Source organism: Parapedobacter flavus (genome assembly GCF_035818675.1).
In the GTDB taxonomy this organism is placed as follows: Bacteria; Bacteroidota; Bacteroidia; order Sphingobacteriales; family Sphingobacteriaceae; genus Parapedobacter; species Parapedobacter flavus.
On sequence record NZ_JAYKZZ010000018.1, the window covers coordinates 59,274 to 72,734 of the forward strand.

Consider the following 13,461-nt stretch of genomic DNA (forward strand, 5'->3'; position numbering starts at 1 on the left):
AAACAGCCCCCACTTCGATATAGAAGTAGGGGGCTGTTTGCAAACACATAAACGCCCTTCCAAACTCCGCTGAATATGCAGCTAGCTACAGCTGGATTTGACGAACGGAGTTTTTATTGACGAGCACGATTTTATAGGTAGATGCTTACGGTGTCTAATTTAAAAAGTATATCCAGTTGTTGTGGTGCGACTTGCTTCCTGTTGTTCCCATTTGCGTAACAGTTTGGTCATTTCATGTACAACCTCCGGATGCTCCAACCACACATTCACCTGTTCTTCCGGGTCATTACGAAGGTGGTAGAGCTGACCGCTCGGTCCGTCAACCATTGGCTCAACAGCTGCAGGTTGGGTAAATCCACCGGAGCCAAGCGCCTCGATCAATTTCCACCCCCTATTTTGGATACTTTTCACCCCACGCGCGGATACCGAAACAACGGCCGGGCGGATTGCCCTGCTTTCTGGCTGCTTACCTAAGAATACCGGCAACAGGGTAAAACTGTCTTCGGCGGCACCGGTTGGCAAACCCACATCCAGTAGATCTGCAAGGGTGGCCATAACGTCGGTAAACGAAATGGTCTGACCGGTTATTGCCCCTGGTGCTACCCGGCCCGGCCAACGTACGATAAAAGGCATGTGATGACCGCCCTCGTACGCATCCCCCTTCATCCCGCGATAGGATACATTAGCGATTTTACCATCCGCATCCATGCGCAAACCAGCCCCCGCATGATGACCGAAACGATCGATATCACGCGGATACCACACGGGGCCATTGTCGCTTGCAAAGATGACCAATGTCTCCTCCGCCATGCCGGCGTTTTGAAGCGCAGAAAGGATCGCTCCGATTTCGGCATCCACCATGGCAACAAAATCGCCGTAATCGCCCGCTCCGCTGATCCCGCTATACTTGGCTGCGGGCAACCACGGGGTGTGCGGCGCAGGTAGTGCCACGTACAAGAACAGTGGGGTATCTGGGTCCCTATAGCCGTGTTCATGGATAATGCGAGCAGCTTCCTGAGAGAATTGCGGTAGTACATTGGCCAGGTCCATGCCCGGCGCTATCCCCCCTTTGCGCCAAAAAGCGCCTTGGATTGCGGTCCACCCGTCGCTACCGTTGTCGCTTACCGTATCAGTTGGTGGTATTTCTACGCGGTCGTTTCGGATAAAGAAATAAGGGGGGATGTCTGTAGATGCCCGTATGCCAAAGAACGATTCAAAGCCACAGTCCACCGGGCCGCCGGGCAACCGTTGCCTCGTTTGATAAACCCGATATGCCGCACTGTTATTCGAATTGCCCGAAACCTGGCTGCCAGTGGCCGCGACTGCCTGCGACTCATCGAACCCTAGATGCCATTTCCCCACCATCGCGGTTCGGTACCCCTGTGACTTAAGGAAAGCGGCAACGGTAACCCTTCCGGAGTCTATAACTGGCTTTTCGGGCCATACGCTCACGTCCGTACGGAAGGGGTACCGGCCTGTGATCAGCCCGTAGCGCGACGGATGGCATACCGCTCCCGGAGCATGCGCATCGGTAAACCGCATACCTTCTTCCGCCAATTGGTTAAGGTGGGGCGTTGGAATGCGGGATGCAGGATTAAAGGCACCGATATCCCCGTACCCCATGTCGTCCACCAGGATGAGTAAGACGTGTGGCTGAGATTTCCCACTCCCCGGCCCCGCCGAAGCCAAACTCCATGGCAGCCCGAGGAGTACACCCATCGCAAGCCATCTATTTACGTCTTTCCAGGTGGGCATCGATGTACTTTTGATTATTGGCATCCGAGTCGTTATACTGCACCCGCAGTTCCTCCAGTTTTTTATGCAGTGTTTCCCGGATATCCTTATAAGCCGGGTCACCGTAAACATTGCGCATCTCCTGCGGATCGCTTTCCAGGTCATATAGCTCCCACTCATCCACGTCGTAATAGAAATGAATGAGCTTATAGCGATCTGTCCGAATACCGTAATGCCGCTTGACCATGTGAATCGACGGATACTCATAGTAGGTATAATAAATGGCGTCTCGCCAGTCTGCCGCCTCGCCAGACACCAGTTTCCTGAATGATTCACCTTGCATGTTTGTGGGGACTTCCACCCCTGCGTAATCCAGAAAAGTGGGCGCAAAGTCCAGGTTCTGCACTAGGGCATCCGTCTTCATGCCCGCCTTAATCTCTTTCGGGTACCTTATCATTAGTGGCGTTCGGAGCGATTGCTCATACATAAACCGCTTGTCAAACCACCCATGTTCGCCCATATAGAAACCTTGATCTGATGTATAAACTACGATGGTATTTTCCTCCAGCCCATGTTCTTTCAGGTAGTCCAGCACGCGGCCTACGCCGTCGTCCACCGCGGCAACCGTACCCAGGTAATCTTGCATATAACGCTGATAACGCCAGCGCATCAGGTCCGCTTTTGACATGGTCTGATAGCGGCTTTCGAAATCGGCTATAATGGGATCATATACAGCATCCCACGCGGCACGCTGAGTCGAGTCCATGCGGCCCAGGTTATTCTGATAAGCCTGTTTATCCCAATTTAGTGTGCTGGGTATCCCAAGTTTGTCCATCACCTCCGGTTTGATTTTCGAGTCACCTGCCCAGTTCATATCCTTCAAAATGTTCATCTCGGCGGTCTTGGCAGCCGTACCGCGTCCCTCATAATCGTCAAACAGGGTTTCCGGTTCGGGAAAGGTCATCTTCGTATATTCCTTGTAATGCCGCTCGGCCGCCAACCACTCCCGGTGGGGCGCCTTATGGTGCAGGAGCAAGCAGAACGGCTTATCTTTGTCTGTACTGTCTAGCCATTCCAAAGCCAGATCCGTGGTAATATCTGTCACATAACCGTGTATTCGCTCCTTTTCCCCATTCACCAAGAAGTCGGGGTTGTAATAATCTCCCTGCCCCGGCACTACGGCCGAATAATCAAACCCCCGGGGGAGGCCATCCATGTGGATTTTGCCTACCATGGCCGTTTGATAACCCGCTGCTTGCAATAGCTTCGGAAAATTATCCTGAGACCAGTCAAACTTAGCCATGTTGTCTATCTTCCCATTGATAAAGCTGTGTTTTCCCGTGAGCAAGACCGCGCGGCTCGGTGCGCAGAGCGAGTTGGTCACTGTAGCACGGGTGAACAGCACGCCTTCGGCCGCAATCCGGTCGATGTTAGGCGTTTCGTTCATACCGTGACCGTAGGCGCTAACTGCCTGATAGCCGTGGTCGTCACTCATAATGTAAATGATGTTGGGCTGTTTCGCTACCCGTTCATTTTCCGGCATACATGCGCCTGCGATTCCTAATGTAACACAGATCACCACGATCCAAGTCTTCATTTGATATTTCATCTCTTTCTTTTTTATCTTTTTACCCTTTCGAGCCAATTGTTATGCAATTCCAGCAACTCCTTTACTTTCTCCGGATTATCTTCCGCCCTATTGATCCTTTCCCCGGTGTCCGTGGGCAGGTGTACTAAATACAGTTGATCTTTTCCCTTAAAATCCTCGCCCGTCTTAACGGGATCCCATCCCCGATCGGTATCCACCGGATTCCCGAGCAGCTTCCAATCGCCCTTACGCATCGCCCAGCTGCTCGTACGGTCGTCGTACGTTCCGATCTGCCAGTGTAGTTCGCGGGCTTGTACGGTAGCGCCGGTATCCGATACGATCGGCAGCAAATCCACGCCTTCCAAATGCTTTCCGTCGTATTGCGCCCCCACCAGTGCCGCTATTGTAGGAAACCAATCCATGCCGGAGGCAACGCGATCGCATACTATTCCCTGTGGCAGTGCTTCCGGATAACGGATCATTGCCGGCACACGGATTCCCCCCTCGAACATGCTGAGTTTGCCGCTACGATAGGGGCCAGCGTTCCCACCGCCCCAAAAAGCCGGTTCCGAATTGGCATGACCGTGGTCGGATTGGAAGATGACGATCGTATGCTCCAACACGCCCTCTTTCTGCAACTTATCAAGTACCCACCCGATACGTTCATCGAGCGTCGATACAAATGCCGCGTATTCCCGTCGCGGGGAATCGAGGTCTTTATAGTACTCAAGCCATTTCGTCGTTCCCTGATAAGGGTAATGCGGAACATTTGCCGCCCAGTATATAAAAAACGGCTGGTCTTCCGTTCGGTCTATAACACCATTGATTTCCTCCACCATAAGGTCCGGGAAGTACGCTCCCGGCCGGTAGATCTCCTTGCCGTTTTGGTAAAGGTCATGCTTGTTGGGCCCGTTCCAAAAAAAGAAATGGGAGTAGTTATCGATACAGCCGCGCCGGTGACCGAAGAAATAGTCGAAACCCTGGGCATTGGGCAACATATCTTGCGCATGGCCCAGGTGCCACTTACCTACCAGCGCCGTATAATAGCCGTTGTCTTTCAGCATTTCCGCCAGAGTTACCTCCGAAGTTGGCAACCCCAATTTCATTTTGGGGTCCACTTTGGGAATTGGAACGTTTCGGGGCAGGCCTGCCCCCAGGTTTGTCTTTCCCGTCAACAACCCCGCCCGTGAGGGTGAGCATACGGGAGCTACCGCGTAGAATTGGGTGAACCGTACACCGTCGCTTGCTAGGCGATCGAGGTTTGGCGTCACAAGGTCATCCGATCCGTAGCAGTTCAAGTCCAGTGTTCCCAAATCGTCCGCTAAAATCAACAGGATATTCGGTCGTTCATCGGTAATAGCTGACGGTAGGCCGTTTGCTACACCAACTTGCAGGCAAGTATATAAAAGTAAACATGCTGCCAGTTTCATCAATCGGCACACCACAGTGATTTCAAACAGTCTACTCATTTGATTTTAAAATGTTTATAAAGTTCGTTAACGCCATCATTGGATATCTTTTTACGGTAAAAAGTAAGCTATTGGATCAGCCCTTGATAATGGTATGTCGAAATTGCTGCTAGATCGTCCCATCCGCTCGAATTGCGGCCAATCAAAATTTCATCGTCCTTAACCGGCTGGATAGGGATTAGCATCCGCCGGTGAGCAACCAGTTCACCATTGACATAAAGCCGAATGTTGTTGTGAAAATTCTCAATAACAGCCACAACGTGGCTCCACTTACCGGTAATGCCTTCGATTCCATCCACGAATTGAAGAAACCCGTTGTGCGCTACCACAAAACCGGGAACACCATTTTCCACAAACAACATCCAACCTCCGCTTTGCGAACCCGAAGAGGCAATAACCCCATCGCTCGACGTTGGTTTTGCCCAACACTCGATCACAAAGGTTCCTTGCGAGGGGTCGAGATCAGCACGGTTATGAACAACGGCATAGGTGCCGTCTGAAAATTCCCCACAAATTTCTCCATCAATTTGCACCTGCTTTACACCAACCGACCTGATACCTTTTTCACGGGGGGTGGGTAACGACTGTCCAAAATGATGTGAAAGCAATTTTCCGGACCTGACGGTCAACTCTGGTTCGGGGTCAGGCCTGGGGACGTCGCTGACGTAACCTGTTTCTTCTTTAAGTCGTTCGAGTTCTTCCGAAAGTGTCGCCTTTATTTTCTTGTATTCAGGGTCTTCCGCAAGATTATTCAGTTCATACGGGTCAATAAACTCATCATAAAGCTCATCGATGTCATCGATATCGGGTGTTGTGGAGTACAGGTAACGATTCGTTCTGACGGCAACGATCCGGGGAATAGAATGGATGAGATCAGGCCAGTAGGTAAAGAGGAAAGATTCCCGCCAACTCCCATGCTCACGTCGCAGCACAGGAACCAGGCTTCTGCCCTGCATGTGTTTTGGTATTTCTACCCCGGCTATATCGAGGAAAGTCGGTGCGATATCGGCGTTCAATGCCATTTCTGGGATAGCCTGACCGCCACGCATAATTCCCGGGTGTCGCATCACCAGCGGAATTCGCATGGATTCGTTGTATGCCACACGCTTATCGCCCCGCCCGTGTTCTCCATGAAAAAAACCATTATCACCCGCAAACACAATCACCGTGTTGTTTAGTATTCCTCTTTCACGAAGCAGGTTATAAATCTCCCCGATGCCATCATCTACAGCAAGCAAACATCGTAAGTAATCCTTTTGTGAGCCTCTGCCGTGTTTTGGCCAAGGGGGGAATGTCCGGCTGACTGGCCGGGCCATTGTATCCAGCGCCTTTCCCCGCATTATTTTTCGACTGGGATGAAAGCGTTGCCACGCAGGTTTGCTCCTCAAGTCGTCACGCCACGAGGCGGGTTCCGGGATAGGATCATCTGCATAGGTATGCTGGTGCCTTTCTGGGGGTGTAAATGGCTGGTGTACCGCTTTGTGTGACAAATAAAGGCAAAATGGTCTGTCCATATCCGCGTTGTCTTCAATAAACGCCAGCGCATACCTATTCAATTCATCCGTAATATACCCCTCATTACGAATTATCTCCCCGTTTATATTCAATGTATTCCCCTCATAATTACCTTGTCCGGTAAAACTACACCAATAATCAAATCCTTTCCTAGGGTGGTTATGCGGAGCCATGTGCCATTTCCCAATAAAGGCGGTCCGATATCCATGTTCTTGAAGGATCTGAGCAAAAGACGGCGTTTTCTCAGGATCGAATTCCCGGCCTTCTTGATTCGTGTTCACTCCGTGCGCATACGAAAACGTGCCGGTGAGAATGGTTGCCCTGGCTGGTGCACAAAGCGAATGGGTGGCAAAAGCATTTTCAAAATGGACTCCCTCATTGCTAAGCCTATCGATATGAGGGGTTTTCAGGAATGTATATTTATTCATAAACCCCATGGCATCCCACCGCAGGTCATCGACAAGGACGAAAATAATATTTGGCCTTTTTGCATCCGAGCCCTTGGCTACCATCGACATAGCTGCGAATGATAAGATTGCCGACAGTAAGACTAAATAACCGATTCCTTTTATCATCTTTTCGTAATTGAATAGGCACTATACGCTAACTAGTTAACCCTTTAACCTTATCGTTTCTCATTACCAATTCCCCATTCTTTATTAGGCTGACTACCCATTTCGACGTGCAGCTCCCTGCCGCTCATGATATCTTCATGACTAAAAAATGGTTTGTTGTGAAGGGTTGAGTTTAACTCAGCGCTTTGAATATATTTGTTGTCAGGAGCGTTATTGGAGGCTTTAATTATAAATTTATTTCCATTGGCAAGGTTAAGAATCACTTCATCAAATAGCGGTCTGCCTATAGAGTATTGAGGATCTCCGGGACAAAAAGAATAAAAGCCCATGGCGTTTAGTACATACCAGGCAGACATCTGTCCACAATCCTCATTTCCTGAAAGGCCATTGGGATCGTTAAAATATAACATATTCATTATACTATCTGTGAGCTGTTGGGTCTTCCAGGGCTGGCCCACAAAATTGTATAAATGCGAAACATGATGGCTTGGCTCATTACCATGTGCGTATTGACCGATCAATCCCGAAATATCATTTGACGCCTGTTCACCTTCAATTTCAGAAGTTATGGAAAAAAGCGAGTCCAACTTTGTTTGAAATTCGCTAACTCCACCCATCAATTCCACCAGACCTGTTACATCGTGTGGCACAAACCAAGTCCATTGCCAGGCATTTCCTTCGGTATACTCGTCTTTTCTATGCCGCGAAAAACGAGGATTGAATGGCTCTCTCCAAGATCCATCTCGGTTTTTGCCGCGCATAAATCCAGTCTCCTTGTCAAAATACTTTTGATACCACTTAGAACGGTCCATAAATAATTCGTAGTCCTCATCTTTGCCCAGATCTTTTGCCAGCTGTGCGACGCACCAATCGTTGTATGCAAATTCCAATGCCTTGGAAACTGATTCGTTCGCTAGATCTGCAGGAATAAACCCTAACGTTTCATTATAGTACTTCGCCTTCGGCTTCAGTTTTTCAAGCACAGCCTTATTGGGAGCCAGTATCCCGGTCGTATCGTAGATCGTAGCTTCTTTCATGGCCTGATAGGCCAGTTCAATATCGAAACCCCTGGCTCCCTTTTTATATGCATCGTAAATAACCGGTATCGCATGATCGCCGACCATGGTTCCGGTATAATTGGCCGCAAGCTCCCATTTAGGCAATACGCCCCCCTGTTGGTATTTGGTCAATAACGAATTGATAAACGCTTCATTTCTTTGCGGGTCTATGATGGTGAGCAGTGGGTGAAAAGCCCTGAACGTATCCCACAGTGAAAAAACGGTATACTCCGGCGATTCGCCCATCCGGTGGATCTGATGATCCATGCCCCTGTAACGCCCATCGACATCGTTAAAAATGTTCGGGCTGATGGAAGCATGGTACAATGCCGTATAGAAAATACGCCGTTGATCGTTCGTCCCCCCTTTTACTTGAATTTTGTTCAATCGGCCATTCCACCTTTCCTTGGCCTCGGCTTTCACCTCATCGAAATCCCAATGGACAATCTCAGTAAGCAGGTTTTTCTTGGCCCCTTCATAATCTACACTCGAAATGCCCACCTTGGCCAATATGGGAGTGTCCAGATCGCGATCAAACGTTAAAACGGCCTGCACATTGGTGCTGCTCAGGCTTTGACCTTCCGTTTTACTCCTATCATGATAAAGATCTACCTTAAAGGGCCTATTGAATTTCGCATAAAAATATACATGATGTTCCCTTGCCCATCCATTGGTAAGCTTATAGCCGGAAATCTCCGTGTCGCTTATTACATTGATTTCATTAACCGCATTGCGATGCCCGTTTATGGTATGTGCAAGGTCTATTACAATCCCTTTTGAACTGTCTTTCGGGAACTTGTACTTATGAAACCCTGCCCGGGTAGTCGCCGTCAATTCCACATCGATATCATCATCCAATAATTTAACCGCGTAGAAACCCGGTGTTGCCGTTTCCTGGTCGTGAGAGAACCGGGAACGGTATCCCGAGTCAGGATCTTCGGCGGTTCCCGGCGACACCTGCGCATTGCCTGTAAAGGGCATAAAAAGGATGTCGCCATAATCTCCTATACCGGTGCCACTCAAATGGGTATGGCTGAACCCCAATATGGAACTGTCTGAATAATGATAGCCCCCACAGGCATCCCACCCCTGTGTTCGCGTATCGGGACTAAGTTGCACCATACCGAAGGGTAACGTTGCACCCGGAAAGGTGTGGCCATGGCCACCTGTTCCGATAAATGGATTCACAGATTCGGTGAGGTCGCGGGTGGCGGTTTCTGATTCCCATTCGTTAAGTTCTTCAAGCAGCGCCTCCACCTTAGCCGCATATTGATCAGCAATATCATTGGTTTCACTGGGATCGCTTTCCAAGTCATACAGTTTCGGTTTTTTGTTGGTCGATGGCATGACGAGTTTCCACTTGCCCTTACGGGCGGCATAATGATGGCCGCCGGATTGATCCGTATGCTGCCAAAACAGTGTTCTTTCGGGCATCGGTTCGTCATGTAGCAGGTACCCGGCAATACTGACCCCGTCCACGTTAATTGGGTTTTCAACCCCGGCCAATTCCAGGACCGTTGGGAAAATATCCATCGTTAGGACGGTTTCATCACATTCGCTGGCCTGTTGGATATGCCCCGGCCAACGAAAAATAGCGGGCACCCGATGGCCACCTTCCCACACCGAGCCTTTATGGCCTTTAAGCATACCATTGCTTCCCTTGGGGCTGGCGCCGTTATCAGAGCAGAAAATAACGATTGTGTTGTTTTCCAAGCCCAATTCGGCCAAAACCGCTAGCGTATGTCCAACCGTTTCGTCCATGATTTCAACCATGTCTTTATACATGCGTGGAACGTCTTCTTCAGACCCGCTCGCGCGAAAATCTTTCCCCAGTATACCGCCCGGATACCGGTCGGCTTTTGATGCCCGGTTTTGAAAGGGAAAATGCGGGGCTTCATGTGCTATATAAAGAAAAAAGGGGTTGTCTTTATTTCTTCTGATAAAGTCTATCGCATTCGTTGAAATCAAATCCGTACTGTACCCCCTTTGGTTAGTTAATGCATCGCCCTGCCACCAGTCGTAATATCCTTCCTGATCTACGTGGGAATGGTAATCGACGTTGCCACTCACGTAACCGATAAATTCATCGAAACCTTGATAAATGGGATTATATTCCCGCTGATATCCCAAATGCCATTTCCCGAAAATCCCCGTGGCATAGCCTGCTCCTTTCAGTACTTCGGCAATGGTGGTCGCTGCGCGTGGTAGCCCCACATCGCGGTGAGCTTTAGCGGTGATGACCCCCGAGATGCCCGCCCGTTGCTGGTAATTTCCCGTCAGCAACGCTGCACGAGTGGGACTGCAAACTGCTCCGTTTGAGTGAAAATCCAAAAACCGCACGCCTTGCCGTGCCAATTGGTCAAGATTTGGCGTTTTTATGCTTGTATTGCCGTAACACCCGATATCGCCATACCCTAGATCATCGGCCATGATAATGATCATGTTGGGCTTGTGGCTTGTGGAATCGTTTAACCAACCGTTATTCCCTTCGGCGCTTAAGGCTACACCATGCAGCAACGAGAAGGCACCGGTGAAGAAGGCAAGCTTTAAACCGTTTAATCCCTTCATTTTTTCGTTTTATTTATCCAATCGAGCTGGGGCCAGTTATCCATACCTTCATTTTCCTGGGGTGCTCCCGGTGTACTCCGACCCAATTCGATATACTGTAATAGCAAGTCTTTTAACTCGTTTACCTTATCCGGATACGCATTGACCAAATTCGTCTTCTCCGATGGATCCTTCTCAAGGTTATAAAGCTGGAAATCGGGCAACCCCTCGATGTCCTCTTTCGCTTCGGGAAAACTCCACCCGCCCGATCCGGGCCATAAAATCAGTTTCCATTCCCCTTTACGGATGGCAAACCTACCTTTAACGGAATGATGTACGATGGCTTCACGGATGGGATCTTTATAGCTGTCGGACTCCAAAACAGGCATAAAGCTAAAACTGTCCTCCGCGGCATGATCCGGTAAGGGAACGTTGAGCATATCGGCCATTGTAGCCATGAAATCTGTCGTCGAAATAACCTCATCGGATATCGAGGCCGTGGTGGCCATATTGGGCCACCGCACGATAAAAGGAACGCGGTGCCCACCCTCGTAAATGTCGGCTTTATGCCCTCTGAAAATATAACTTGGATGGTGTCCGACACTTCTAAGCTCTTTAAAATTTGCTTTGGGAGAACAACCGTTATCCGAGGTAAAAATGAACATCGTATTCTCCCGGAGCCCATTTTTTTCCAATGCATTCATGAGTTGCCCAACAACATCATCCACCTGTAACACAAAGTCGCCATAAAAATTGGTGTTGCTTTGACCCAGGAATTCGGTTGATGGAAGAATGGGTGTATGGGGCGCCGGCAACGCAAAATACAGGAAAAACGGCTGATCATTTTCTCTTTGCGCATCAAGATACTGAATCGCCTTCGCTGTCAAGTCGGGCAATACGTCGGCATGGTTAAAGTCCGGCGCGGTTAGCCCGCGTCTCCAAAAGCCCTTATCCTCCACAGAGACGGTTGTCTCGGTAGGAACGGCGGTGGCCACACCGTTTTCCACGTACACATAAGGCGGCATATCAAGCGAACCGGAAAAGCCAAATGAATAGTGAAAACCACGCTCATTGGGGCCGTTTTTTATGGGCCGGCTAAAATCCACTTCCGGATTCTTTGTACTCCCCAACGGCCCTGACTGCCAGTTATCAGGTGCCGTCACATGCCAGTCCCAGCCTAAATGCCACTTCCCGATAAATGCCGTGTGATACCCATTTTCCTGTAACAACTGCCCCACCGTCATCCGGTTTGGTTCAATCAATGCTTTCGAATAGCCCGAGAGCACGCCACTTTTCAAGTCTGTCCGCCAACTCTCCCGCCCGGTTAAAATTCCGTAACGGGTCGGCGTACATACCGACGAACCAGTGTGCGCATCGGTAAACCGGATTCCCTGAGCGGCTAGTTTATCGATATGGGGCGTCTTTAATTTTGAATTTTCATTATAGCATGAAACATCACCGTACCCCAAATCATCCGCAAGAATATAGACAATATTCGGGCGTTCCGGATCAGCCGAACTTGCCGGTTGTGCGGACAAATAGGTCGTAGCAACCTGACTAATCAAAAGCACACAAAATTTCCGTAGCATCAACGTTTCGTTTTGAACACCTATTTCTATTTTAATTTCAAAGACCGGGATACTGCGGTTTGGTTACACTTAACGGAATCTCTCCCCGCAGCATCTCCGTTGCCTTACCGGTAAGCCACAGGTAATAATCCGATGGCAGTCCTTCGTAAGTAACAAAAGGACTCTCGCCAATGGGCGGGTTATCGGTGCATTTAAAAATGCAGGTTCCTTCGTCCATTTCATCGAACATAGCGACATACACCGTCTCCGCTCCTGAATCCATCACATTATATAGCTGCCGCCAGTAAAAATCGCCCTGCAACCTCGGGATCGACTCCTGTTGCACTTCCCCTCTTTTTAGATTGTGCCAGCTAAAACCCGGAAACACCACGGGCATATATTTCAGGTCGTAATCATCGCACCATGCTTTATCGGCTGTGTAACGTGCTGCAAAAGCATCCGCCTGGTTGAGGTTATTGATTCTCCCCACAAACCACGGGTGGATGATATCCGCTTGCTTAAGCAGTGTATGAAATCCGGCATCCGGAATGCAATCGTTGATTTGTTCCCGCCAGTAGGTGGGCACCCCCAATAACACAGTACACCCGCCATATTGCGGATCATTCTTCAGGAATTCGACGACCTCATTTACATCATCGATTGAATAATTACGATTTTTAAACCCTACTCCCCATATCGCCACAATGGGCTTTCTGTTGTAAGTGAGGTAATTTTCATTGTTCTCATCCAACAGGTTGTAGGTATCGACCATCGCTTTCCAATCGTCAATCAGGTAATCCAAATCCGCTCCTGCGACTCCGGATAAATCGTACATTACGCCGATGAAACGGTCGTTTGCTGTAGCCGCCTGATAACAATGCGCAAATACTTCGCTTTGGTTTTCATACCTGTTCGCATTTTTCATCGCGGAGAGAAACTTTTGAACAAACACGCCGTCAATGCCATAGTCTTTCATCCACTCAAAGTGCCTCGAAACCGTCGTCGCATTGGCCGAGCTAAAGACATGCGCTACCGAACCATCTGCGTGCGCAAACGGTGTGGGGTATTTTTCACCGGCAGTCATTTCACTCATGTCGGGCCAATAGTCTATCGAACAGCTGCCCGGTTCGAATTCACCATCGATCAGGTAATGTTTCCACCCCAGGTTTTGGCCATCCCCCACCGCGTTATACCAACCTTGGTAACCTGCGATTATTTTTCCTAAAATAGTGGTTTGCAGCTCCTCGGTGATGCTTTCTTCACTTTCCTCCGGCTCAGGTTTTTCCTCTTTTTCCCTTTTAAAATCCGTTTCTGAACATCCCAGGGTTAAATAGAAAAATAGGATCAGCAGGTAATTTATATTCAACGTTTTAAACATAGCGTATGATTTTTATGAATTGATGTAAC

7 protein-coding genes are annotated in these 13,461 nt (G+C 49.2%); all 7 read right to left on the reverse strand.

What is annotated here, in order from left to right; all coding sequences use genetic code 11:
* Window positions 1-159 precede the first annotated feature (159 nt).
* A complete protein-coding gene (locus U9S71_RS15540) occupies window positions 160-1,779 on the reverse strand; it encodes a sulfatase-like hydrolase/transferase (RefSeq protein ID WP_326328507.1) in 1,620 nt (539 codons plus the stop codon).
* The gene (locus U9S71_RS15545) at window positions 1,730-3,331 is read right to left on the reverse strand and encodes a sulfatase family protein (protein ID WP_326328509.1); all 1,602 of its coding nucleotides are present in this window, start codon (window positions 3,329-3,331) and stop codon (window positions 1,730-1,732) included. Before U9S71_RS15545 ends, U9S71_RS15540 begins: the two co-directional genes overlap by 50 nt.
* 23 nt (window positions 3,332-3,354) lie before the next feature.
* Window positions 3,355-4,791: a sulfatase-like hydrolase/transferase gene (locus U9S71_RS15550; protein ID WP_326328510.1), complete on the reverse strand. Its 1,437-nt coding sequence runs from the start codon at window positions 4,789-4,791 to the stop codon at window positions 3,355-3,357.
* 68 nt (window positions 4,792-4,859) lie between these two features.
* Window positions 4,860-6,881, reverse strand: a complete 2,022-nt coding sequence (locus U9S71_RS15555; protein WP_326328511.1) for a sulfatase-like hydrolase/transferase — start codon at window positions 6,879-6,881, stop codon at window positions 4,860-4,862.
* Window positions 6,882-6,931: 50 nt separating this feature from the next.
* Window positions 6,932-10,507, reverse strand: a complete 3,576-nt coding sequence (locus U9S71_RS15560; protein WP_326328512.1) for a GH92 family glycosyl hydrolase — start codon at window positions 10,505-10,507, stop codon at window positions 6,932-6,934.
* A complete protein-coding gene (locus U9S71_RS15565; RefSeq protein ID WP_326328513.1) occupies window positions 10,504-12,075 on the reverse strand; it encodes a sulfatase family protein in 1,572 nt (523 codons plus the stop codon). Before U9S71_RS15565 ends, U9S71_RS15560 begins: the two co-directional genes overlap by 4 nt.
* 37 nt (window positions 12,076-12,112) lie before the next feature.
* Window positions 12,113-13,432 carry a glycoside hydrolase family 99 protein gene (locus tag U9S71_RS15570; protein ID WP_326328514.1) on the reverse strand — a complete coding sequence of 440 codons (1,320 nt, stop codon included), beginning with the start codon at window positions 13,430-13,432 and terminating at the stop codon, window positions 12,113-12,115.
* Window positions 13,433-13,461: the final 29 nt, after the last annotated feature.